This window comes from Streptomyces sp. N50 (assembly GCF_033335955.1).
Taxonomy (GTDB): Bacteria; Actinomycetota; Actinomycetes; order Streptomycetales; family Streptomycetaceae; genus Streptomyces.
Window position 1 is genome coordinate 120,833 of the sequence record NZ_CP137549.1, and the last position, 23,747, is coordinate 144,579.

Genomic DNA, 23,747 nt, shown 5'->3' on the forward strand with positions numbered 1-23,747 from the left:
CCCCGGGAGGTCACGCGCTGCGCGTGACCTCCCGGGTGTCGTATCCGCTCGGTCCGGCAGCGGCTTCTCAGCCGTCAAGATGCGCCCCCGGTGCTGTGTTGGCTCCTGAGACGACGACGGTGGCCCCGTCCGGGAAGTGTTCGGGGTGGGCGAGCAGCGCGGCGAGTGCGGTGGCTCCGCCGGGTTCGGCCACGATGCGTAGCCGCTGCCACAGGAGTGCGCGGGCGGCGGCGACGACCTCGTCGGCGACGGTGAGGGTCTTCATGCCGAGCGAGAGGCCGACGGCGGTGGCTATGCGGCCCGCCCGGCGGGCACCCAAGCTGTCCAGGGCGATCCCGCCGACTTCCACGTCCACTGGTTTCCCCGCCTCCAGCGCCGCCGTGAGCGAGGGCGCCGAGGACGGTTCGGCCGCGATCACGTGGTTGCGTCCGGCCAGCGCCAGGGCGACCCCCGCGTACAGGCCTCCTCCACCGCACCCGACCAGCACGGGCTGCCCCTCCGGTATCTGCTCGGCGAGTTCCAGGCCGAGCGTGCCCTGCCCTGCCACCGTCTCCGGGGCGTCGAAGGCGTCGATGTGGAAGGCGCCCTCGTGCCGGGCATGGTCCTGGCTGGCCGCGCGTGCGTCGGCGTAGAAGCCGTCGACGCGGCGCAGGCGTGCGCCGAGAGATTCGATGATGCCGGTCTTGGTCTTGGGCGAGAAGTCGGGCACGAACACCGTGGCAGGCAGGCCCGCTTCTCGTGCCGCCCAGGCCACGGCGGCCCCGTGGTTGCCTCCCGACGCGCAGCAGACGCCAGCGGCCGGAGCGCCGGATTCCGCGGCGCGCAGGTGGGCGAGGGCGTTGAATGCGCCGCGGACTTTGAAGGAGCCGGTGTGCTGGAGGAACTCCAGCTTCAAAGCCACCGGGACGGGCACGTCCAGTTCCCCGGCCGCCACCCCTATCACGGGGGTACGGCGCACTACGGCACGGATCCGTTCGGCCGCCGACGCGATGTCTTTCGGGGAGGGGATAGTGACGGGCTGTGCATTCATGGGTGGTGTCCAAGGGCGCCGGGGCCAGGCGTGGCACGCGATGAGGTGAACGTGGTGGGCAGGGAGGCCGAAGTGGACAGGCTCAGGCGGTCGTTGGTCCGTACGGCGCGGCGTTCCGTGGTGTCCACATGGAGGCGGAAGACGTCGGGCCGTGCGTAGTGGCCGACGGGGTCGAAGTCGTAGCGGGCGCGTGGGATCAGTGCCATGTCGAGGTCCTCGGTCAGCAGGGCCTCCTGATCCTGGACGGGCACCGCGTGCGCAGGCAACGGAACCGGGGCGGCCTGCACCACGCCTGCCCGGACGACTCCCGCCAAGCCGGGACCTGTGTCCGGGCCGTTGGAAGTGCCGTTGTCACTGGTCATGCCCATACGCTGCGCTCTCTGCACCCTGAAGCCAAGGGCGAGGTTCTTCAACATTCCTGAAGCATCACTACATTGAGACGATGAATGAACGGCAGTTACAGATCTTGCGGGAACTCGGCGAACTGGGAAGCGTCACCGCGACCGCCGAGGCGCTGCTGATGACTCCCTCCGCGATCTCCCAGCAGCTACGGCTGCTGCAGCGCTCGATCCCGGTCCCACTCACCGAGCGTGCCGGACGGCGGTTGGTGCTCACCGATGCCGGGCAAGCCCTGGCCGGTGCGGCGATCGAGGTGGAGACCGCGCTGGCCAGGGCGCGGCACACCATCGAGGAGTTCGTCGACCAGCCGGACGCGGCTGTGTCGGTAGCGGCTTTCCACAGTGCGGCCGCGTCGTTCTTCCCCCTGCTGCTCGCCCAGGCCGGCCCCGGACGCCCGCGGCTCTCGTTCGCCGACCAGGACGTCGCGCAGGACCATTTCCCGCGTCTGACCCGGGACTACGACCTCGTACTCGCCCACCGCCTCGACCAAGCGCCGCCGTGGCCGGGCACGGTCACCGCCGGCACGCTGCTGCGTGAACCGCTCGACATCGCGCTGCCGACCGACCACCCCCTGGCCGCCAGACGACGCCTCACCCCGCGAGACGTCGCGGGCCAACCCTGGATCACCGTCGACGACGGCTTCCCGCTGATGGCCACCGTCGACGCCATCGCGACCGCCGCGAACCGGCGGCTCGACATCGCCCATCGCATCAACGAATTCGCGGTGGTGGCCGAAGTCGTAGCCGCCGGGGGCGGCGTGGCCCTGATGCCCCGCTGGACTACACGCCCGCACCCCGAAGTGATCCTCAGACCGCTCAGTGGCGTGCACGCCCGACGCCGTATCGACGTGCTCCACCGCCCTGAACGTGTCGCACGGCGAGCCGTACGGACGGTGCTCACCGAACTGCGCCGTGCGGCCGCGACGATCCGGAGCCGTGACGTCGGTGCGGGTTCCGACGCGCAAGAGACACTCGCTGACGAAGCCTGAGACGAAGCCTGAAGCGGGCGCCGACGTCCGCGAATCGCTCGAATCCCGCCGACGGCTGTCACCGCGGGGCGGCCGACGGCCTCCGGCGATCGGTCGCTCTCAGGTGGCCTCGCCGAGGTCCTCATTGAAGCGTGCCGCAGCTTCGACGCTCGACGGCCGACTCGCGACAAGCCGGGCCAGGTGTGCTTCAAGGGCCTTGAGTTGCTCGGGCCCCATCTGTGCCGCCCAGCGCTCGCGCACCTCGTCGAAGAGCGAGGCGCCGAGCGTCATCATGTCGTGGCCGCGGTCGGTGACCCGCAGCCGTTTGAGGCGGCCATCGCCCGGGTCGGGCTCCCGCTCGACGTATCCGAGCTTCTCCAACGCGGTGATCGTCTTGGCGGCGCCCTGTTTCGAGACCGAGAGCCGGCGGCCGAGTTCCGAGGCCGTGTCCGCTCCCTCGTCGACGGCGCGCAGGGCGAACTCATGCGATGCGCGCACGCCCGGGTGCCCGCGGTGCTCCAGCTCTCCGTGTACGTCGTCCACCATCGACTGGAAGCCGCCAAGAAGAAGAAGCGCGAGTTCAGCGCCCGGTGAACGTGCCATGCGACGAAGCATACGAGAACGAAGGTCGACAACCATGTTGTCGACCTATAGATTGACAACCATGTTGTCGATCGACCTCAGGAGAACCATGACTCTCACCACCGGCGCCACCATCCCGGGCGTCGAACACCACCAGGTCAGCCTGAACGGAACCGAACTGCACTACATATCGGCCGGGACCGAGGGCTCTGCCGTCATGCTGGTCCACGGCTTCCCCGAGACCTGGTGGGTCTTCCACAAGCTGATCCCCGCGCTCAGCAGGCACCACCGCGTATTCGTCCCCGACCTTCGCGGCTTCGGCGACTCCGCCACCGCGACCACAGCGCACGACAGCGCGACCGCCGCCCAGGACCTGAGTGAACTGATAGCGCGGCTCGACGCGGGCCCCGTCCACCTCACCGGCCAGGACATCAGCGGCCCCACCACTTTCCGCGTCACGGCCACCCGCCCCGACCTCGTACGGAGCTATGCGGCCATCGAGACCGGGCTGCCGGGGTTCGGCCTCGAAACACTCGCGGACGTCGCCCACGGCGGCGCCTGGCACATCGGCGTACTCGCCGCCCCGGGCATCCCCGAAATGCTGCTGGCCGGACGGGAACGGGCGTTCCTCGCGCAGTACGCGATCCCGTCGCTCTGCAGGATCCCCGACGCGTTCACCGACGACGACATCGACGAACTCGCCCGCTCCTACAGGCGCCCCGACGCGTTCAACGGTGCGGCCGGACTGTATCGATCGATGCTCCGCGAAGGCGACGAGATCCGCCGACTGGCATCCCGGAAACTCACCACGCCCGTGCTCGCCGTCGGCGGCAGATCGGGCGAGTTCACCCCGGCGACCATGCGCCAGGTCGCCGAGGACGTCAGCCCCCTCTCCATCGAGGGGATCGGCCACTATGCGGCGATGGAAGCCCCCGACAGGCTCGCGGACGGCCTCCTGTCCTTCTACGAAAAACTCGACACCCTTGGAGTCGCCTCAACGGGGTCGCCGAACTGAAAGCCGCCCCAGCCGCCGGGAGCATCATCGCGCGCCGGCAGCGCACCGAACTGGTGCCGCCCCGGCGCACGATCTGCTACGGCTAGACCCGCGACGCGGGGGCTCCCGGCGCCGGCGGCCCGGCGGGGGCCTGCGGGGGATTCAGGCGCAGGGGACGCAGTGCCTCGGTCCAGCGCAGCAGTTCGTCGAGCATCATCGTGGCCGCGGCCTCCATCGGTTCATCGGCCCGGAAACCGCCCTCACCCACGTGCTTGAAGACGAACGGTATGGCCACGGACTCGGGAACCGGCATCATCTTGAGCGCCGTCGCGACCTGCTTGAGCACCTGCACGGAGCGCAGGCCACCCGCGACGCCCCCGTAGCTGACGAAGCCGACGGGCTTGTGGAGCCATTCCGAGTACAGGAAGGAAAGGGCGTTCAGCAGCGCGGCCGGAGGGCCGGAGTTGTATTCGGGCGTGACGAACACGAATGCGTCGGCCTCGTCCACCGTCGCGCTCCACCGGCGCGTGTGCTCGTGGGCGTACAGACCCGCACGCGGATGACCGGGTTCATCGAGGAGCGGCAGGCCGATCTCGGCGAGATCGACGAGTTCGACGTCGAAACCCCCGTGCTCCTTCGCCGTCTGGGCCGCCCACTGGCCGACGGGGAGTCCCAGCCGGCCGGGACGGGTGCTTCCGACAACAACGTGCAACTTCGGCATGGTTGAGCCTTTCTGAGGATTTCCGTGTTCGAGTACGAACGGGCCGAGAAAGCCGCCGACCGGTCAGGGCCGGCCGGTCGGCGGAGGGCCGGGAGGCATGGGCGGGGCGGACTTGGTGATGCCGCTCCAGTGCTCGACGAGCTGTCGCCCGCGCACGCGGTAGGCGTCGTACATGTAGTACGGGTAGAGCGCGCCGCTTCCGTCGGGTTCGGCCTGAGGAAGCAGCGCGGCGATGACGACGATGTCGCCCTCGGCGACGATCAGCGCCGGCGGGATGAGCGGCTCGGCGGGCGGCGGGAGGGGGCCGTTCGGGAATCGGCTGCGCACGAACTCCTCCAGCCCCGCCCGGCCGGGCGGGTAGTGGGACACGTGCTGGAGGTAGTCGGCGGCGACGAACTCCTTCACCGCATCGGGGTTCTGGGCGTCGAAGACGCAGCGATAGAAGTCCAGGACCAGGCGCTTGTTGACCTCGATGTCCGTCGAAGGGGAGGACGACACGGCGGTCGCGCGCGTCGGCGTACCCGGCGCGGGGGGACTCGGCGGGGCGATCTTGTTGACGGACGGCCATCGCTCGGCGATCCGTCCGTCTCGGATCCGGTAGGTGGTGAACGTGTACTGGTCGAAGCTGGTGCCGGGGGCGTCCGGGTCCGGTTGCGGCAGGTAGTGGCAGACGCAGACCAGGTCGTTCTCCCCGATGACGAACACCGGCTCCCGCGGCCCGGAGGCATCGGTCACACCCTGCCCGGCCATCGGTCCACGGTCGAACTCACGGCGCAGGAACTCGGCGAACGCCTGCGCGCCGTCAGCTACGTCGGCACCGTGCTGGACCAGGTCCGGGGTGACGTAGTCGGTGACCGCTTCGGCGTTTCTCGCGCCGAAGACATCGGTGAGGAACCGACCGACCAGAAGTTTGTTGATCCGTGGCTTTCGCTCAAGTGATGTAGCCATACGCCCATCTAAACTGTACCGTGCAGTTCAAGTCAACCTGAACCTCGGCACTTCCCTCGACGAGCGGGAGTGTCCTACAAATTGACTCATCTGTTCGGAATAACAGGACACTGAGAGGTGTCCTGCGGAGAAGGGGACATCATGACGTTTCTGGATGCCGGCGCCTGGCAGGAGCGGATCTTCTCGGGAGGTTGGATCAAGGCGGCCGGGGAGTCGTACGACTCCACCGAGCCGGCCACCGGCAAGACCTTGGGCCGAGTCGGCTCCGCCGCGCCTTCCGACCTGGAGCAGGCCGTGGAGCGTGCGGCGCGGGCGCAGCGCGACTGGGCGGCGCGGCCCTACGTCGAGCGGGCCCAGGTGCTGCGGCGGGCGGCGCGCCTGTTCGAGGAGCACCATGCCGAGATCGCGGAATGGATCGTGCGGGAGTCCGGTGCCCTGAGGCCGTTCGCCGACTTCCAGACCGCCAACGGCGCGGCCGAGGAGTGCTACGAGGCCGCGGCGCTGGCGGCGGCCCCGTACGGAGAGGTCCTGCGGTCCATCGAGGACCGGCTGTCGTTCGCGCGGCGGCGCCCGGTGGGCGTGGTCGGGGTGATCTCCCCGTTCAACGCGCCGATGGTGCTGGCCATGCGCGCCATCGCCCCCGCCCTGGCGCTGGGCAACGCCGTCATACTCAAGCCCGACCCGCGCACCGCCATCTGCGGCGGCGTCACCATCGCCCGCGTCTTCGAGGAGGCGGGCCTGCCCGCCGGCGTGCTGCACATGCTGCCCGGCGGCGCGGACGTAGGTGCCGCGCTGGTGGAGCACCCGCGCGTGCCCGTCATCGCGTTCACCGGCTCCACGCGGGCCGGAAAGGCAATCGCCACCGCGGCGGCGCACCGGTTGAAGCGTGTCCACCTGGAACTCGGCGGCAACTCGGCGCTGATCGTCCTCGACGACGCGGACCTGGAGAAGGCCGTCTCGGCCGGCGCGTTCGGCTCGTTCCACCACGCCGGGCAGGTCTGCATGGCCTCCAGCCGCCACCTGGTGCACGCCTCGATCGCCGGGGAGTACGCCGACCTGCTGGCCCAGCACGCGAACGCCGCCCCGGTCGGGGACCCGGCCACCGAGCAGGTCGCGTTGGGTCCGATGATCGACGACCGGCAGTTGCAGGCGGCCCACGCCATCGTCACCGACAGCGTGGCGACCGGTGCGCGGCTGGCGGCCGGCGGCACCTACGAAGGCCTGTTCTACCGGCCGACGGTGCTGGCCGACGTACCGCTGGAAGCCCGTGCCTACACGGAGGAGATCTTCGGTCCGGTCGCCCCGGTCGTGCCCTTTCACGACCTCGACGAAGCCGTCCGGCTGGCCACCGACACCGAGTACGGGCTCTCGCTAGGCATCCTGACCCGGGATGTGGCCAAGGGCCTGGCGCTGGCCGACCGCATCCCCACCGGACTGGTCCACATCAACGACCAGACCGTGAACGACGAGGCGACCGTCCCGTTCGGCGGCGTCGGCGAGTCCGGCAACGGCTCCCGCCACGGAGGGAGCGTCGCCAACCTCGAAGCCTTCACCGAACAGCAGTGGGTCACCGTCCGCGGCGAGATCCCCGACTACCCCTTCTGACCCCCGTTCCGGTCTCCGCCCCGGCACCCCACCCCCGTTCCACCCGCACTTGGAGCATCCCGATGACACCTCCTTCGCGGCCGGGTCCGTCCCTGCCCGATCCCATGACCATCGCCCCGCGCGCCACCGCACACCCGCCGACCCCACGACTCGCCCAGGACGCGGCCGGCTGGGCGCCCGGCAACAAGTTCCTGGAAGGCCCGTTCACTCCCTGGACGGAGGAGAGCAGCGCGTACGACCTGGACGTGGACGGCGAGATCCCGGGCGACCTCGCCGGGGCGCTGTTCCGTATCTCCTCCAACCCCCGCTTCACGCCGCGCGATCCCGACCGCTACCACTGGTGGGAGGGCGACGGCATGGTCTGCGGGATCTACCTGCGTGACGGGCGCGCGGCCTACCGCACCCGCTGGGTGCTGACGGACTCCATGAAGTTCGAGGTAGAGCAGGGCGAGGCGGTCTACAGCGGCTTCGCCAACGGCGGGAGTACGGCGCCCCTCCCCCAGGGCGCGCCACCCGCGAAGAACGTCGCCAACACCAACGTCGGCATCTTCGACGACCACCTGCTGGTCTACTTCGAAGGCGGCCTGCCGTACTCGATGCACCCCGAGACCCTGGAGACGTACGGCACCCACGACTTCCGCGGCGGCATCGACGTCCTGTGCACCGCCCACTACAAGATCGACCCCGACAGCGGCGACATGCTCTTCTTCGCCGCCACCGGGCCGACCATCACCTGGTACCGGGCGGACGTGAAGACCGGGCAGGTCGTCGACAGCCACAGCTTCGACATCAAGGTGCCGGTGCTGATGCACGACTTCGCCGTCAGCGACAACTACGCGATCTTCTTCGTCACACCGGCCCAGTTCCGCCTCGACCACATCATGCGGGGCGAGCCGGGCGTGGTCTGGGACGAGGCGTCGCTGCCGCACGGCGTGCAGATCGTGCTCATGAACCGGCGGACACACGCCGTCAGTTGGCACGAGGTGGGCGGCCAGTGGGCCAACACCCACTTCTACAACGCCTACGAGGAGAACGGCCACGTCGTCGTCGACGGGCACCGCATCACCCGCCTGGGCACGCCGGCCGACCGGCTGGAGACTCCGGTGACGTCCCACTCCTGGTTCCCGCCCTCGCTCCCCCACCGTTGGCGCGTGGACCTGGCGACCGGCCGGGCGACGGAGGAGATGGTCGGCGGCGTCGCCGGAGAGTTCCCGAGGATCAACGACGCCTACACCGGCCGCCCCCACCGCTACGGATACTTCGTCACCACCCGTTACCTGGCCGACGACACCATGAGCGACGGTCTCGCCAAGCACGACCACCTGCGCGACCGCACCACGGTCGTCGAGGGACCGGACCACCTCACCAACCCGGGCGAGCCGGTCTTCGTCGCCCGGGAGAACGCCACCGCCGAGGACGACGGCTACCTGCTCACCCTGTGGTGGGACCGCGAGACCGGCCTGAGTGAACTCCTCGTCCACGATGCCGCCGACCTGCGGCGCACCCCGCTGGCCCGGGTGAAGCTGCCCAGCCGCGTGCCCTTCGGCTTCCACGGCAACTGGGCCGACCAGACCACGCTCGATCACGCCGTGGCCGCCCGCGGCGCCGCGAACTGACCTGCCTACCGCACTGCGCGTTCCACGTTCTGAAAGGAGAGGTCCATGGCTATCACCGGCCTGGGACACACCGGTTTCTGGGTGGACGACCTGGAGACGATGCGTGACTTCTACACCCGCGTCATGGGGCTGACCGTGACCGACGAGGACACGGAACTCGGCATCGTGTTCTTCTCCTCGCGGCCCGACGAGGAGCACCACGAGTTCGTGCTCCAGCGGGGCCGGACGGCACCGCCCGGGTCCAAGCTGACCCACCAGGTGTCATGGCGGGTCGACTCACTGGAGACGATCATCGACTTCCACCACCGGTTCCGTGCCGAAGGCATCGACGTGCAGCAGGAGGTCACGCACGGAAACGCCATCGGCATCTACTTCTTCGATCCCGAGGGCAACCGCAACGAGGTCTATCTGCGCATCGACCGCGACGTGCGTCAGCCGTTCCGCAAGACCATCGATCTCGACCAGGATCCCGCCGCCGTGCTCGCCGAAGCCGAGCGCCTTCTCGCCGACGGTGGCGCCGCCTACCAGCCGGTTCAATGACCGTGGCGTCCTCGGGACGCCGCGGGCTCCGGGATCCCGGTGCGCAGCCGCAGGTCCTCGTCGTCGGGGCCGGTCCCACCGGACTCACCGCGGCGCACCTTCTCGGTTCGGCCGGTGTCCGCGTCCTGCTCGTCGAGCGGAACGCGGACGTCGGCGACGACGCCACGGCGACCAGCCTCGACGCCGAGTGCCTGCGCATGTTGCGGCGCGCCGGCGTGGACGAGGCGATCCACCTGGAACGCGTGCTCCTCGCCGAACTGGTGCGGCTTCCCACCGTCGATACCCGTTTCGGTACCCGCGTGTTCTCCCTGCGGCAGTACACCGACCGTGTCCGCGCCTGGCTCGGACCGACCCTCGGCGGGGAAGCCGCGACGGCCCTCGACGTGCCGTACGTCCTGGGCTGCGACGGTATCCGGAGCACGGTGCGTGAGCTTCTGGGCATCCCCATGCAGGGCCACAGCTTTCCCGATGTCCGGCTGGTGGTCGACACGCTCGACGACCCCGGCGACCAGCTCTACGCCATGCGTCACGAAGACCCGCGCCACCCCGCCGTCGTGGTACCGGGCAGCGGCGGCCGGTGCCGGTACGAGTTCCGGCTGCCGCACGGAGAATGCGCTCCCGGGTCGTCTCCGCCCTTCGCTCTGGTGCGTGAACTGCTGCGCCCCTACCGCGAGATCACGGTCGCCCAAGTCGATCGCGTCGTGGCTTCCGGTTCTTACGCACTGCTCGCAGACCGGCTGCGGGAAGGACGCTGCTTCCTGCTCGGCGACGCCGCGCACCTGATGCCGTCCTTCGCCGACCATGGACTCGGTTCCGGCCTGCGGGACGCCGCCAACCTGTGCTGGAAGCTGGCCGAGGTGCTGACAGGGCGTGGCGGAGACGCGCTGCTGGACACCTACGACGCGGAACGCAGGCCGTACCTGCGGGCCGCGGTCGAGCGCTCCGTCCCGCTCGGGGGCATCGTGACGACCACCGGCACGGCACGCGCCCGCTTGCGCGACCTGTGCGTGCGTACGGCCTTACGAACCTCTTGGGGGCGACGCTGCTTCGGGAACGCGCACCACCACCCGGACGCACCCGTCCGGACCGGCGCTTTCGTCCCACCCCTACGCGATCGCACCGATCCACTGGTGGGTGCAGAACTCCCCGAGGCTCAGGTTCTGCACGGCACCGCACGCCGGATCGCTCGGCTCGACGATGTCCTCGGCCCCGGCTGGAGCCTGCTCGGAGCAGGTGTCTCGGAGGACGACTGGGCAACCGTCGGGAAAGCGGGGCTGCCGGCGGATCGCCGCGCGCACATGGCCGTCGACGACCGTGCGCCGAGCGACCATCCCGGGCGCATCGGAATCGCAGCCGCGGACGGCCGCGCCGACGCCCTGTTCGCCGGGTTCACCGAACACTTCGTCCTGGTCCGGCCGGACCGGCTGGTGGCCGCGGTCTTCGACGCCGCCGACGCCGAACGCGTTGCCCTCCACCTGGAACGCTTCGCCGCTCCAGCCCTCCCCCATCTCGTTGAAAAGCCTGCGACTTCGACAGCGGCACAGACCCTCGCCGCCGCTACATCCCCTCTCTCAGGAGAACTGTCATGAAACTGAGTACGGTCCGTCTGCCCTCTCCCGATTCCGACGTGCTGCTTACTGCCGCTGCCCGCCATGACGGCGACGAACTGGTCCTGCTGCCGTACCAGGACGTCGGAGCCCTGCTGGCGAGCGGAGAGGACTGGCACCACCGCGCCGCGGCGGCCGACGGCAAGCGGATGCCACTGGAGGGGGCATCCTTCGCTCCCGTCGTCCCGCATCCCAACAAGATCGTGTGCCTGGGCCTGAACTACGCCACGCACATCAAGGAGATGGGCCGCCCCACCCCGACGCACCCCACGCTCTTCGCCAAGTACGACGGGTCGTTGGTGGGTGCCCATGACGATGTCCACATGCCGTCCGTCAGCGACGACCTCGACTGGGAGGCGGAGCTCGGTGTCGTCATCGGACGGCGCGCCCGGCGGGTGACCCGAGACGATGCGCTCGCCCACGTGGGCGGCTACACCGTCGTCAACGACGTGACCGTACGGGATTGGCAGCATCGCACCCGGGAGTTCCTCTCCGGGAAGACGTTCGAGGCGACGACCCCGGTCGGTCCCGCGCTCGTGACTCCGGACGAACTCCCCCCGGGCGCATCGGGGTTGACCGTCGGATGCACTGTGGACGGCCACACCATGCAGAAGTCCAACACGTCCGACCTGCTCTTCGACGTCGCCGCGATCATCGCCTACATCAGCACCATCATCACGCTCGTGCCCGGCGACCTGATAGCCACCGGCACACCGGGCGGAGTGGGAGCAGGACGCGACCCCAAGGTCTTCCTGCGCCCCGGGCAGCAGCTGGTCACGTTCGTCGAGGGTGTGGGCGAGCTGCGCAACAGCGTCGTCAAGGACCGGTTGTGACCTGAGGCAGGCGGGAGACACCTGCGCTGTAGGGTGTCCCCTATGTCAGGATCAGCGTCCCCCAGCTATCGCGAACGCAACTCCACGGCCGACCGGGCCCTGGACATCCTGATGATGTTCGACGACACCCACCTCGTCATCTCCGGCAGCGCCGTCGCCGAGCGCATGGGGGTCGCCCGTTCGACCGCCTACCGATACCTGCAGTCCCTGGTGAGCAGCAGATTCCTGGAGGAGGCGCCCGGTGGCGGCTTCCGGCTCGGCCTGCGTGTCCTGCAGATCGGTCGGCTGGCACGGCGCAGCTACGAACTCTCCGACATCGCCGTTCCGGCGATGACCGAACTGTCGAAGGACGTGTCCGAGACGGTGCTGTTGACCCGTCGCTCCGGGGAATTGGTCGTCTGCGTCGACCGTGCGGAGGCCGCCACCCGGGCAGTACGCATCTCCTACGAGCGTGGCAGCACGCTCCCGCTCAACGCCGGCGCCTCCGCGCTCGTCCTGCTGGCCTGGATCCCGCAGGACGAGGCGCGCCGACTGCTGGAGGCAGCCGAGTTGAGGCGATTCACACCGGCCACGCTGACCGACGTGGACACCCTCATGGACCGGCTCGGGCACATCCGTCGCGCCGGGTATTCCGTCACCCGCGGTGAGTTCGACCCCGATGTGACGGGCGTGGCGGCGCCGATCCGCGACGCCGAGCAGAGGGTGGTCGCCGCCGTGAGCGTCGCCGCGCTCGCCTCCAGGGTGTTTCCCGAAGCGGAGGCGGAACTGGCTCAGAAGGTGCTGGCCACAGCCCGGAGAATCACTGACCGCCTGACCGTCGTCGGAGGGTGAGAGCGGCACTCCCGCGCTCTCACCTTCCGCTCGGGCGAGGCGATGGACGTGCCCTTCAGGAAACAGGCTGCATGGGCGCTGTCTTCGATCGACCGGCACTGCGACGGCGTCCCGCCACGCTGGACGCCCATCCCAGGAAGAAAGTGCCGGGAACCGCGATGAGGGCCGGACCGATCTGGTCGAGCCGCGTGAAGTCGACACCGGGGAAGAGTGCTGCGGGGATTCCGGAGAATGACGGCGACATCAGGTAAAGGAACACCGTGAGGCCTGTCCCTCCGTACAGCGTCCACAGCAGCCCTGTGCGGTTGTAACCCTTCCAGAAGAAGCTGTACAGAAGAGCCGGCGCCACGGCGGATGCGGCTGTCGCGGCACTGACGGCACCCAGAAATACCGCGGAGTGGCCCTGCCACATCACGGCTATCACGATTCCAGCGGTGCCGAAGACGAAGACGCTGGCGCGAGCCGCCAGTATTTCTTTCCCGGAATGCCCCTCGTCGTCTTTTCCGACATTGCCGTAGATGTCCTTGGCGATCGCTCCGGCCGCGGCGACCGTACTCCCACCGACAACGGCGAGCACACTGAGGAAAACTGCGCAGGCGACCGCGGTGAACAGCGTGCGCCCACCGTCCAGGTTGTGCGCCAGGAGCATCAGGGCGCCGTCGCCCTCTCCGTTCCCGGACGAGATCTTTCCTGTACCCACCAGGGCGGAAGCCCCCATGCCGACAACGACGATGGCCAGGGACAACAGGGCAATGAGGAACGTCGCGTACTTGACCGAGCGTCGCGCGGCAGCAGGATCTTTCGCACCGTGAAGTCTGACTATGACGTGCGGCATACACGCGCTCCCCAGGACGAGGATGAATCGCTCCCCGATCCAATGGAGATGCGCCGCCGTTCCCGTCCCGTTCATCGTGCCCGAGCTGAAATAGCTACCAGACTTGGCGCTGCCGGAGTCCGCTTGCGAAAGGAGAGACCCGAGGTTCCCGTGGAACTTGGCGACCACCGCGAGAGCGGTCACCGCCATGGCCAGCAGAACCACGACTGCGGCAAGGACCTGCACGGCCGTGAGTCCTTTGATGCCGCTCAGCATCACACAGGTCACCATCAGACCACCGATGACCACAATGCAGACCTGCTGCGCTCCCGTACCCGAGAACCCGAGCAGATCCGCGGTCACGCTGCCCGCGGCGATGAGCTGCACGACCAGAAAGGGCCGGCGATGGCCAGGGTGGTCACGGCGGCGGCAATACGCGGCGCAGCCCCCGGGGCCTGCGCCGAGAAAATGTCTCCGAGGGTCTGGGCGTCACGCAGTCGGATGGGCCTGGCCAGCACGATGAGCAGCCCGAAGGACAGCAGGACGTTCGTGACGTCCATCATTCCGTCGAACCCGAACGTTGCCACCGTCGCGGTGCTGTTCAGCAGCAGCGGCGCCGAAACGAAACTGCCCGCTATCGCCAGACCGCCCACCAGCGGCGAGCCTTTCCCGTCACCGACATAGAATTCTTTCGGAGTATCCGATTCAAGGCCGGAGAAGACCGTGAGGAAAAGGACGATGGCGATGAACAACAGAAAGACGACTATGATCGGGGAATTTTCCGGAAGGTATGCCGCCAACGTGAAATCCGAACTTTTCACCACGTCGCCTCCTCGCGTCTACTTCTTCTGTCCAGGCGATGCAGGGTGGCCAGGAGGGTCGCCATCTGAGTCAGACACAGGAGGATCCCCAAAGGAATGCCCGATGCGCCGAAGACGCGAATCCCTGACAGATTCGCCGACGTACCAAAAATGATCTCGATCGCGAGGAGTGCGATGTTGGGAGCCAGGTATCCGGCCCCCTGGTGCCACTTCTTGCGAGGAACACCGTGCCCGCCGAATGAGTGTTTCGGTCCTGAGTTTTCCTGCGCTGGCTGCAGGTAGAAGCCTTCTTGCATGGGACATCTCCACGCGGAGGTATGGCGAGCACGGCCGGCGGCAGACGCCCAGGGAGCGGCGTTGCGCCCACAGTGTCCGCTCAGACTGCTGGTGCGAGCGATGACGATACCCCCAAAAGCCGAACCTGTCCTCCTTGTCGAAACTCCTGTTTTGCTGAGCGAGACAATGAACAATCCTGGGGTGCCGACCCCCGTGCCCCTGGATGTGCGAGGCCCGGGTGCGGTTCGTTGGCGGGCCTCGCGGCCACCGATACATACTTGAAGGGATGCTGCGGCGTCTGCCGCAGGTGAGGTGGCCCATGGCAGACCTGAGTGAGCGGGGCGCGAAGGGCGAGGCGGGCGTCATCCTGCTCGACCACGCGGGAGTCGTGCGGCGGTGCTCCGGTGCGGCCGCCGGGCTGCTGGGGTACAGGGTCGCGGAGGTGTGCGGGCTGCCGATCACAGGGCTGCTCGAAGATCCCGCCCAACCGCTCCTCGAAGCGGCGGAGGGTGGTTTCCCCCTCACAGGCCGCGGCCCGACTCTGTTCCGGCACGGCTCCGGAGAACTGGTCGAACTGGCTGTCGCCCAAGTGCCTCTGGACGGCTCCTCCGAGGTCGCTCTGGTCATGACGCCTGCGTCGGAGGCGGGGCCGCGGGAACAGAGTTCGTCCTTCCTGCAAGCCCTTCTCGCCCAGCAACAGCTGGGGATCGTCATCTTCGACGCCGGACTGAAGGTCGTCCGCACCAACGGCACCCCGGGAAGGTATGGGTGGCCTCCCCTGCACGCAGGCGATCACCTGGCGGACGTGATCTCAGCGGCCGACGCGTACGAGGTCGAGAGGCGACTGCGCCGGGTACTGGAGACCGGGGTGGCGCAGGTCGCGGGAGAACAGCGGATGCGTGCGAGGGACGCATCACAGCGGGAGCGATCCTTCTCCCTGTCCGCATTCCGTCTGGAAGACGGGTACGCCCGGCCCACCGGAGTCGCCGCGATCTTCATCGACAACACGGAGCAGCAACGTGCTCGGCGCCGTACCGAGGTGAGTCATCAGGCGTCGGACAGGATCGGCGCTTCGCTGGACGTGACTCGCACCGCCCAGGACATCGCGAGCGTGCTCGTACCGGCCCTCGGGGACATGGCCGCGGTGGAGATAGTCGACTCCGTGCTCGATGGCGACGAGACCCCCAAGGGGCTCCTTCCCGGCGGCCCATGGTCGCTTCGTCGGGCGGCGGTGGCCTCGGCCGTCGGCCCCTGGCCCGAGGAGCTCATCCCCGTGGGCGGCGTGATCCCGAACCTCCCGGACACCGCCGACGTACGCCGGGCGGCCCTGCACAGCGAGAAGGCCTTCCATGCAACGCGGCAGGAGATGGCGGACCTCCTCGAGGACCCGGAACTGATCCGGTCGATGCTGCCGGCGAGGGGGCACTCGGCCGTCATCGCCCCGCTGTTCGCGCGGGGCCATTTTCTGGGGGTCGTCGGGGTATGGCGGACCGACCGGCCCGAGCCGTTTCAGCAGGAGGACGTGGATCTCCTGTTCGACATCGCCGCACGCGCCGCACTGAGCCTGGACAACGCCCGCCGATACACCCGTGAGCATCGGGCCGCGGTCGCGTTGCAAGAGCGGTTGCTCCCCAGGGCCGTCATGCGGACGACGGCGGCGGAGTCGGCCGGTTGCTACGTACCCGCGAGCGGCGGGGCGGACATCAGCGGCGACTGGTTCGACGTCATCCCGCTGCCGTCGCTGCGGGTGGCGTTCGTCGTCGGTGACGTAACGGGGCACGGGCTGCACGCCGCTGCCACCATGGGCCGCTTGCGGACCGCGATCCACACCCTGGCCGACCTGGAGTTCCCACCCGGCGAGCTCCTCGGCCATCTCGACGATCTCGTCCAGCAACTCGCCGACGAAGCGGATCCTCATCTCAAGGACTCCATCGGCGCCACCTGTCTGTACGCGCTGTACGACCCGGTCACCGGCACCTGTTCCCTCGCCTCCGCGGGGCATCCACCCCCAGCGGTGATCCAGCCCGACGGAACGGGCCGCCTGATCGCACTCTCTCCGGGGCCGCCCCTCGGAGTGGGCGGCATGCCTTTCGAGGAGACCACGGTCGAGCTGGAACCCGGCGGCACGCTGGCCCTTTACACCGACGGCCTCGTGCATGCCCGGTCCGACGACATCGACCGGAGCATCCACGGACTTCTGGACAGACTTTCGTCGCTGTGCCGCCAGGACAGGACGTTGCAGGACATCGGTCACGCCGTGCTCGCAGAGCTCACCGAGACGCCGTCCCGTGACGACATGGCGCTGCTCCTGGCCCGCACTCAGAGGATTCCCGCGTCCGCCATCGCCGACTGGACCTTCCCCGACGATCCCGCCGTGGTCACCGACGCACGCAAGGCCGTCACCGGACAGCTGGGTGCGTGGGGGCTCGACCACGTGGCCTTCACCACCGAGCTGATCGTCAGTGAGCTGGTCACCAATGCGATTCGCTACGGCGGCGGGACCGTCGGCCTGCGCCTGTTCCACGACGACGCGACGCTGGTGTGCGAGGTCACCGACAGCAGTAACACTCAGCCCCGGCTACGACGGGCGCGGGTCGGCGACGAAGGCGGCCGCGGGCTGTTTCTGGTGGCTCACCTCTCCAAGCGGTGGGGAAGCCGCTACGCCCAGACGGGCAAGACCGTCTGGGCGGAGGAATCGACCACAGCCCTTCCGGTGCAGGAGACCGCCCTTGCCGCGGTGTGGGACAGCGCGACCCTGTAGGCCGTGTTTGCCGCATGCCGGGAGGGGAGACGCCCGCCCAGCAGCAGATCCGTGCCGCGGGTCAGGTCGGTTCGAGCGATGACGAGGGCAGGTCTCCGCGCAGACCATCGCCATCAACAACGAGGCATACGGCGACGCGACCGAGGCGACCGTCTTCGGCCCGTTCTTCGTCGAGGACAGCCCCGAGATCCCCGTCGGCGGAGACATCTCCGCCGGCGCGAGCGGGGAACCGTGCTGGGTCGAGGGCACCGTCTCCGACAGCAAGGGAAACCCGCTCGCAGACGCTCGTATCGAGGTCTGGGAAGCCGACGCGGACGGCCTCTACGACGTCCAGCACGACGACGGCCGGACCGCCGCCCGAGGTCACCTCTTCACCGACGCCGAGGGACGCTACTCGTTCTGGGGCATCACACCGACGCCGTACCCCATCCCCCACGACGGTCCCGTGGGCAAGATGCTCGAAGCTGTCGGCCGGTCCCCGATGCGGGCCTCGCATCTGCACTTCATGGTCAGCGCCCCGGTCCAGCGCACGCTGGTCACCCACATCTTCGTCCGGGGCGACCAACTGCTCGGCGCGGACACGGTGTTCGGGGTCAAGCCGTCCCTGGTGAAAAAGTTCGAACGCCGGCTCTCCGGCTCCCCGGCTCCCCGGCTCCCCGGCGCCGGACGGCCGCGCGGTGGACGGCGCATGGTCGCGGGTCGCCTTCGACATCGTGCTGGCTGCCGCCGGTACGTGACTGTTCGGCCGTCCCACCAGCCGCGCGCGTTCGCGGGAGGCCGGCGGGGCGGTCCACCCGACGTAGCAGCGGGCGAACCCGGACCACGAAGTGGCCCGGGCCAACCGCCCTCGCTCCCTGTGTCCGACCGACCCGGCAGGGCTGCCCTGCCGCACCCACTTTCCCCTGCTCCAGCGGGACACAGCCGACCGCTCGGCTCCACCTGGCCGCAGTCCGTCCGTACACCGCGCCCGTGGTGCGGCCCGCCGTCCCGCACCAAGGAAGCGCACATGGCCGCCACCGTCTCCAACTTCAGTTACGGCGCCGTGACCCCGATCGCCGCCTACGTCATGGCCGCCCTCGGGGCGTCGGCCGGGTTACGGTGCACGACACGGTCACTGCGACGCCCGCACCACAGGGGCAGATGACTGGCCCTGGGCTCCGTCTCGTTCGGCTGCGGCATATGGGCCATGCACTTCATCGCCATGATCGGCTTCGACGTCGAGGACGCGGTGGTCCACTACGACCGGAATCAGACAGTCCTCAGCCTCGTCGTCGTCATCGCCTGCGTCGCCGTCGGCATGTTCCTCGTCGGCTACCGGGGCCGATCCCCGTTCATCCTGGTGACGGCCGGCATCATCACCGGGAACGGGATCGTGACGATGAACGGGCTCGGTATGAGCGCGATCAAGCTCGACGGCAGCCTCCACTACGACTGTCGCATCGTGATCTTCACCTTCGTCTTCACCATCGTGATCGCCACCACGGCACTATGGGCAGCGGTCTCGATCCACGCCCTGTGGTCCAGCATGGGCGCGAGCCTGATCATGGGAGTGGCGGTGACCGGCGCGCACTACATCGGCATGGCCGCCCTCTCCATTCAGCTCACCGGCCACGCCTCGATCGACCAGTCGACCAGCAATCTGAGATTCCTCATGGTCATGCTCGTCGGTCCGCTCGCCGTCCTCCTGATCGCCAGCACCATCGTCATGTTCGACCCCGACATGATGATCACCGACGACGATCCGGAGCGGGCGACACCTGCGCCGCGAGGGACCGGTTCCGCCTACCCCACGCGGTAGGCGTCCGACGCACACCCGGGATCAGCGGGGTTCCTGACCGGGGTCGGCCGCGGGAAGGACCAGGCGGAAGGTGCAGCCGCGGCCGGGGGCCGTGTCGAGTTCGAGGCGGCCGCCGTGCCCCTCGGCGATGGCCGTGGCGATGGCCAGGCCCAGTCCGCTGCCGCCGTGGATGCGGGAACGGGCGGGGTCGGCCCGGTAGAAGCGCTCGAAGACGTGCTCGGCGTCGACGGGTTCGAGGCCCGGTCCCTCGTCCGCCACCTCGATCACCGCGACCGGAAACCCCTCCGGCAGGGGCGGTGAGACCGAGGTGCGTCCGGGACGGTCGACGCCGCCGGTGTCGGGGGTCGCCCCGGCCGTGCCGAGGCGGATGTGGACACGGGTACCGGGCGGGGTGTGCATGCCGGCGTTGGAGAGCAGGTTCTCCAGGATCTGTCGCAATCGGTGCGGGTCGCCGACAGTCCCGGCGACGTCGAGTTCCTCGGCCCCGGTGGGGTCCGCCGGGGTGCGCAGCGGGCCGAGGGTGAAGGGGTGGCCCTTACCGTGGGCGGCGGCGGCACTGACGGCGTCCGCCGCGAGGGACAGCAGGTCGACCGGCTCCCTGCGGTAGGAAGGTTCCTTGTCGAGGGTCGCGAGCAGTTGGAGGTCGTCGACGAGCAGGCTCATGCGCTCGGCGTTCTGCGCGATGACCCGGTTGGCCTCGTCCCGTTCGCGGCCCGAGCGCGGTTCGGAGCGGAGGCCGAGTTGGGCGTAGCCCTGGATGGCGGTGAGCGGAGTGCGCAGTTCGTGCCCGGCGTCGGCGACGAACCGACGAAGCCGGGCTTCCGAAGCCTCTCGGGCCAGCAACGCCTTCTGCAGACGGTCGAGCATGGAGTTCAGGACCCGTCCGAGTCGTCCGATCTCGGTACGCGCGTCGGTGTCCGCCAACCGCAGGTCGAGCCGGCCCGCGGTGATGTCCTGGGCCGTCCGTTCCATTCTGGTCAGGGGCAGGAGTCCCAGCCGAACCACCCACCGGCCCAAGGCGATCAGGGCGAGGACGGTCACCACGAGCAGCACGGCGTTCAGCCACAGGAGCTTCGATGTGGCGCCGTCGACGGTGTCGAGCGGAAGAGCGACCACCGCGCTCATGTCGTCCGGACCAGGGTTCAGCAGCACTCGCCAGCGACCGTCGCCACTGACGGCGGGCACCGTCTCGGGGTGCCCGTCCCGCAGCCCGAGGTTCTTCGCACGATCGGCCAACCGTGGTCCGGGCTTGGTCTCGGAGCCCAGGGCACTGCGGAGGCGGTGCCCGGAGGAGTCGTAGAAGTAGATGTGAAAGTCCGAGGGAAGTAGGTCCTGTCGTCCTCCCGGGTCCGGGAGCTTGTCCATGAGCGCGTCGTCGTAGACGGGAGCCGGTGGATGGAACTCGACGAGCTGCTCGTCGACACGGTCCAGCAGCCAGGAGCTGAGCACCGCGTAGCCGATCGCCTGGGAGGTCAGGACCGCCACGGTGGCCAGCAGGGTGGCGCCGAGGATCAGTCGCCGCCGCACCGACTTGGGCGGCCGGGGCAGAAAACGGGTCACGGGTCCTGCGTCCCTGCCTGGTCGCGGGGAAGCCTCAGGCAGTAGCCGACGCCCCGTACGGTCTGGATCAGAGGCGGTTCGAAACAATCGATCTTCCTGCGCACGTACCTCACATACGTCTCGATGATCCGGGAGTCGCCCGCGAAGTCGAAGCCCCAGACGTGGTCGAGGATCTGGACCTTGCTCAGCACCTGGCCCGCGTTCGACAGCAGGTAGGCCAGGAGCTTGAACTCGGTCGGCGACAGGGCGATGTACTGCCCTGCCCGGTACACCTCGTGGGCACCTTCGTCGAGTTCGAGGTCGGCATAGCGCAGCACGCTCTCCACCGCCTGCCACTCGGTGGCCGGCGCCGTACGCCGCAGGATGGCCTCGATGCGCAGCAACACCTCCTCGATACTGAAGGGTTTGGCCACATAGTCGTCCCCGCCCGCACTGAGGCCGGTGACGCGATCGTCGGTGCCGGTGCGGGCGGTAAGGAACAGGATCGGGCAGTCGTTGCCCGCTGCCCGCAGCCTGCGGGTCACCTCGAAGCCGTCCAGGTCGGGCAGCATCACGTCCAGCAGCACCAGATGGGGTGCCAGGCGTTCGATCTCCAGGAGGGCCGCCTGACCGGTATCGGCGCTGCTCACGTCGTATCCGGTCAGGCGAAGCGTTGCCTCCAGCAGGGTGCGGATGCTGGGTTCGTCCTCGACCACGAGGAGCCGACGTCGCGGTCGCGCGGCTGTGGGCTGCTCGGTCATGCGTCTGCTGGTCCGTTCTGCCGTGTCGCGACCGGCACTTGGGCGTTCGCTACTTGGCGGCGCAGTCGTAAAGCACGTCGCTTCCTCCCAATCCCATCGCAGCGCCGCCGTTGTTCTGCGACGACGTACCGGAGGTGCCACCGTATGCCGACGCCGGAACCTTGGTGCAGTGGTCGGCGATCCAGTCGGAGCGCTGCTTGGTGTATCCGCCGGCCGGGCCCGGCATGCCGCCGCCGTTCGTGTCGGAGCCCAGGATGTAGCGTAGTTCGCCGTTCTTGGTCCACTTCTCCAGCTGGTCCACCGACGGTGCGTTGTCGCTGTTGGTGAAGCCGCCCATGCCGATCACGGTCTCGTCGGTGCCCAGGATGAAGCTACTGGCGGACAGGGCACCGCCTTCGACGGCGAGCTTGATGCGGGCGTCGGGCGCCTGCTTGACGGCGTACTGAAGGATCTTGCGCTGATCGGCGGTGAGTTTCCCGTTGCCGAAGCCGCCGCCCCCGCCCGGGGGCCGTCCCGAGCCGCCGCCCGGGAACGACGACGTGCCGCGGTCGTTCGAGCCCGCTCCCCCCGGTGCACCGGGCATACCGTTGGCTCCCCCTGTGGGCATGCCGGACGGCATTCCACCGGAGGGCGGTTCAGCGGTCTGCCCCGAGGAGGTACCACCGCCCGGGAGACCCGGCATGTTCGACGGCATCCCGGACGGCATGCCCGAGGGAAGGCCTCCGCCGTTCGAACCCTGCCGGGGCATGCCACCGCCTCCGCCGAATCCGAGCGTCAGCGGACCGGCCGTCGGGTTGGAGCCCCCCATGCTCGTCGAGCCGGGAACGGTCACCGCCCACGCGCCCGGTGCCACCAGAACCGATGCGACCGCGGCGCAGCCGGCGACCGTCAGCAGTCGGCCACGGCGTCGTGACAGCACCAGCAGGACGACCGCCGCGCAACCGACCAAGAGCACGGGCCACACCAGCCAGCCGTTCCAGTCGGGCTCACGGCGGACCAGCACCACGGCCCAGGCCACACTCACCACGACCGCGGCGGCGCCCACCTGAGGCGCCCACCTCAGACCGGCGCGATGGGCACGGATGAGGGCGGCCACCAGCCCGCCGCACAACGCCGCGATGGCCGGGGCCAGTTGAGTGGTGTAGTACGGGTGGAAGATGCCCTTCTGGGTCGAGAACACCGCCGCGCAGACCACCAGCCAGGTCCCCCACAGCAGCCAGCCGGAGGCCGGCAGCAAGGCGGAGTCGGACACCCGGCCACGCCGGCGCAGTACCGCGCAGGCGACCGCGACCGCGAGAGCCAGCGCGCTGACCGGCAGCAACCAGCTGATCTGACCGCCCACTTGGTCGGCGAACAAACGGGTCAGGCCCGCTTGGCCGCCGAAGCCACCGCCTGCGCCGCCGCCCATCCCCTGCGGCGTTCCGTCGCTGGAACCGAAGACCCTGCCCAGCCCGTTGTAGCCGATCACCAGATCCCAGGCCGAGCCGTCCTTGCTGCCGCCGATGTACGGTCGGTCGCCCGGCCACAGGGCCACCATGGCGACCCACCACAGAGAGGACGCCGCCAGGATGGCCCCCGCGCCCAGCAGACGCCGCACTCGCGGTATCCAGGCGCCGCTTCCTCCCACGAGCCAGGCGACGGCGAACGCGGGAACGACCATCCAGGCGGCGAGCATTTTGGTGAGGAATCCGCACCCGATCAGAAACCCGCTCGCGCACAGCCACCAGGTCGCGGCCCGGCCCTCGGCCTGCAACGCGCGGGTGAGTGCGTACGCCGCCGACACCAGCAGGAGCACCAGCAGCGTGTCCGGGTTGTTGTCCCGGTTGATGGCCACGGTGATCGGCGTCAGTGTGAGCACCAGAGCCGCGACCAGCGCCGCCGCCTCCCCCGCCCAGCGGCGCACGGTGCGGTGCAGCACCAGCACCCCGGCCACGCCTTCGAGCAGCTGCGGCAGGATCAGCGCCCAGCCGTGCAGTCCGAAGATCTTGCTGCTGATCACCTGCGGCCACAGCGCGGCCGGCGGCTTGTCGACCGTGATCACGCCAGCCGGGTCGAAGGAGCCGAAGAGGAAGTTGGTCCAGTTCTTCCCCATCGACTTCACGGCCGCCGAGTAGTAACTGTTGCCCCAGCCAAGGGAGTTCAGCGCCCAGCCGTAGAGAACGGCCGCGACGACGAGGACGGCTCCGAGTGCCGCGGGTGCCGCCCAGGCGGGGAGCGCGCGGACGGACGTACTCGCGCTCGCACGTGACCCGTCGTGTACCGATGCCGCTGGTGCGGGCCTGATGTGCGCGTGGTTGCTCATGT

General features: G+C 69.1%; 22 protein-coding genes and 1 pseudogene. 12 read left to right on the forward strand and 11 right to left on the reverse strand.

The window, feature by feature from the left end; genetic code table 11:
- Window positions 1–67 precede the first annotated feature (67 nt).
- A complete protein-coding gene (locus tag R2B38_RS00530) occupies window positions 68–1,030 on the reverse strand; it encodes a serine/threonine dehydratase (RefSeq protein ID WP_318014382.1) in 963 nt (320 codons plus the stop codon).
- Entirely contained in the window at window positions 1,027–1,392 is a 366-nt protein-coding gene (locus R2B38_RS00535; protein WP_318014383.1) for a hypothetical protein, read from the reverse strand. The genes R2B38_RS00530 and R2B38_RS00535 overlap by 4 nt, the downstream gene beginning before the upstream one ends.
- Window positions 1,393–1,472: 80 nt before the next feature.
- Here R2B38_RS00535 and R2B38_RS00540 point away from each other — a divergent pair, with 80 nt between their 5' ends.
- The gene (locus R2B38_RS00540; RefSeq protein WP_318014384.1) at window positions 1,473–2,417 is read left to right on the forward strand and encodes a LysR family transcriptional regulator; all 945 of its coding nucleotides are present in this window, start codon (window positions 1,473–1,475) and stop codon (window positions 2,415–2,417) included.
- Between the two features lie 99 nt (window positions 2,418–2,516).
- Here the strand turns inward: R2B38_RS00540 and R2B38_RS00545 are convergent, their stop codons facing one another.
- Complete coding sequence (locus R2B38_RS00545) at window positions 2,517–2,999, reverse strand: MarR family winged helix-turn-helix transcriptional regulator (protein ID WP_318014385.1); 483 nt, start codon at window positions 2,997–2,999, stop codon at window positions 2,517–2,519.
- 88 nt (window positions 3,000–3,087) lie between these two features.
- Here R2B38_RS00545 and R2B38_RS00550 point away from each other — a divergent pair, with 88 nt between their 5' ends.
- Window positions 3,088–3,993 carry an alpha/beta hydrolase gene (locus R2B38_RS00550; RefSeq protein WP_318014386.1) on the forward strand — a complete coding sequence of 302 codons (906 nt, stop codon included), beginning with the start codon at window positions 3,088–3,090 and terminating at the stop codon, window positions 3,991–3,993.
- Window positions 3,994–4,075: 82 nt separating this feature from the next.
- On the opposite strand, the gene R2B38_RS00555 is transcribed toward R2B38_RS00550, so the two are convergent.
- Complete coding sequence (locus R2B38_RS00555; RefSeq protein ID WP_318014387.1) at window positions 4,076–4,693, reverse strand: NADPH-dependent FMN reductase; 618 nt, start codon at window positions 4,691–4,693, stop codon at window positions 4,076–4,078.
- A 63-nt stretch (window positions 4,694–4,756) separates the two neighbouring features.
- Window positions 4,757–5,641: a nuclear transport factor 2 family protein gene (locus R2B38_RS00560; protein ID WP_318014388.1), complete on the reverse strand. Its 885-nt coding sequence runs from the start codon at window positions 5,639–5,641 to the stop codon at window positions 4,757–4,759.
- A 141-nt stretch (window positions 5,642–5,782) separates the two neighbouring features.
- Here R2B38_RS00560 and R2B38_RS00565 point away from each other — a divergent pair, with 141 nt between their 5' ends.
- From R2B38_RS00565 to R2B38_RS00590, 6 genes are all read left to right on the forward strand, one after another.
- Entirely contained in the window at window positions 5,783–7,246 is a 1,464-nt protein-coding gene (locus R2B38_RS00565; RefSeq protein ID WP_318014389.1) for a benzaldehyde dehydrogenase, read from the forward strand.
- Between the two features lie 62 nt (window positions 7,247–7,308).
- Window positions 7,309–8,862 (forward strand): carotenoid oxygenase family protein, encoded by a 1,554-nt coding sequence (locus tag R2B38_RS00570; protein WP_318014390.1) that lies wholly within the window; start codon window positions 7,309–7,311, stop codon window positions 8,860–8,862.
- Window positions 8,863–8,907: 45 nt separating this feature from the next.
- The gene (locus R2B38_RS00575; protein ID WP_200680073.1) at window positions 8,908–9,402 is read left to right on the forward strand and encodes a VOC family protein; all 495 of its coding nucleotides are present in this window, start codon (window positions 8,908–8,910) and stop codon (window positions 9,400–9,402) included.
- Window positions 9,399–10,991, forward strand: a complete 1,593-nt coding sequence (locus R2B38_RS00580; protein ID WP_318014391.1) for an FAD-dependent monooxygenase — start codon at window positions 9,399–9,401, stop codon at window positions 10,989–10,991. The genes R2B38_RS00575 and R2B38_RS00580 overlap by 4 nt, the downstream gene beginning before the upstream one ends.
- The gene (locus R2B38_RS00585) at window positions 10,988–11,842 is read left to right on the forward strand and encodes a fumarylacetoacetate hydrolase family protein (RefSeq protein WP_318014392.1); all 855 of its coding nucleotides are present in this window, start codon (window positions 10,988–10,990) and stop codon (window positions 11,840–11,842) included. The genes R2B38_RS00580 and R2B38_RS00585 overlap by 4 nt, the downstream gene beginning before the upstream one ends.
- A 42-nt stretch (window positions 11,843–11,884) precedes the next feature.
- Complete coding sequence (locus R2B38_RS00590; protein WP_318014393.1) at window positions 11,885–12,673, forward strand: IclR family transcriptional regulator; 789 nt, start codon at window positions 11,885–11,887, stop codon at window positions 12,671–12,673.
- 55 nt (window positions 12,674–12,728) lie between these two features.
- On the opposite strand, the gene R2B38_RS00595 is transcribed toward R2B38_RS00590, so the two are convergent.
- Genes R2B38_RS00595 through R2B38_RS00605 form a run of 3 tightly spaced genes read right to left on the reverse strand, consistent with a single transcriptional unit; the run spans window position 12,729 to window position 14,604 of the window.
- Window positions 12,729–13,874, reverse strand: coding sequence for a sodium:solute symporter family transporter (locus tag R2B38_RS00595; RefSeq protein WP_318014394.1), 1,146 nt, complete (start codon window positions 13,872–13,874; stop codon window positions 12,729–12,731).
- Window positions 13,847–14,311, reverse strand: a complete 465-nt coding sequence (locus tag R2B38_RS00600; RefSeq protein WP_318014395.1) for a hypothetical protein — start codon at window positions 14,309–14,311, stop codon at window positions 13,847–13,849. Before R2B38_RS00600 ends, R2B38_RS00595 begins: the two co-directional genes overlap by 28 nt.
- The gene (locus tag R2B38_RS00605; RefSeq protein ID WP_318014396.1) at window positions 14,305–14,604 is read right to left on the reverse strand and encodes a hypothetical protein; all 300 of its coding nucleotides are present in this window, start codon (window positions 14,602–14,604) and stop codon (window positions 14,305–14,307) included. The genes R2B38_RS00600 and R2B38_RS00605 overlap by 7 nt, the downstream gene beginning before the upstream one ends.
- 299 nt (window positions 14,605–14,903) lie before the next feature.
- Here R2B38_RS00605 and R2B38_RS00610 point away from each other — a divergent pair, with 299 nt between their 5' ends.
- The 4 genes and pseudogenes from R2B38_RS00610 to R2B38_RS00625 all read left to right on the forward strand — a co-directional run bounded on the left by R2B38_RS00610 (window position 14,904) and on the right by R2B38_RS00625 (window position 19,143).
- On the forward strand, window positions 14,904–17,345 hold the full coding sequence (locus tag R2B38_RS00610; protein WP_318014397.1) for a SpoIIE family protein phosphatase: 2,442 nt from the start codon (window positions 14,904–14,906) through the stop codon (window positions 17,343–17,345).
- Between the two features lie 94 nt (window positions 17,346–17,439).
- A pseudogene (locus R2B38_RS51245) lies at window positions 17,440–18,082 on the forward strand (hydroxyquinol 1,2-dioxygenase); the annotation flags it as partial.
- 269 nt (window positions 18,083–18,351) lie between these two features.
- The gene (locus R2B38_RS00620; protein WP_318014398.1) at window positions 18,352–18,489 is read left to right on the forward strand and encodes a hypothetical protein; all 138 of its coding nucleotides are present in this window, start codon (window positions 18,352–18,354) and stop codon (window positions 18,487–18,489) included.
- 33 nt (window positions 18,490–18,522) lie between these two features.
- On the forward strand, window positions 18,523–19,143 hold the full coding sequence (locus tag R2B38_RS00625; protein WP_318021560.1) for an MHYT domain-containing protein: 621 nt from the start codon (window positions 18,523–18,525) through the stop codon (window positions 19,141–19,143).
- A gap of 21 nt (window positions 19,144–19,164) precedes the next feature.
- On the opposite strand, the gene R2B38_RS00630 is transcribed toward R2B38_RS00625, so the two are convergent.
- From R2B38_RS00630 to R2B38_RS00640, 3 genes are read right to left on the reverse strand one after another with little or no spacing between them, the layout of a single operon-like run.
- The gene (locus tag R2B38_RS00630; protein WP_318014399.1) at window positions 19,165–20,703 is read right to left on the reverse strand and encodes a HAMP domain-containing sensor histidine kinase; all 1,539 of its coding nucleotides are present in this window, start codon (window positions 20,701–20,703) and stop codon (window positions 19,165–19,167) included.
- On the reverse strand, window positions 20,700–21,443 hold the full coding sequence (locus R2B38_RS00635; RefSeq protein WP_318014400.1) for a response regulator transcription factor: 744 nt from the start codon (window positions 21,441–21,443) through the stop codon (window positions 20,700–20,702). The genes R2B38_RS00630 and R2B38_RS00635 overlap by 4 nt, the downstream gene beginning before the upstream one ends.
- Window positions 21,444–21,492: 49 nt before the next feature.
- A complete protein-coding gene (locus R2B38_RS00640) occupies window positions 21,493–23,745 on the reverse strand; it encodes an ArnT family glycosyltransferase (RefSeq protein ID WP_318014401.1) in 2,253 nt (750 codons plus the stop codon).
- Window positions 23,746–23,747: the final 2 nt, after the last annotated feature.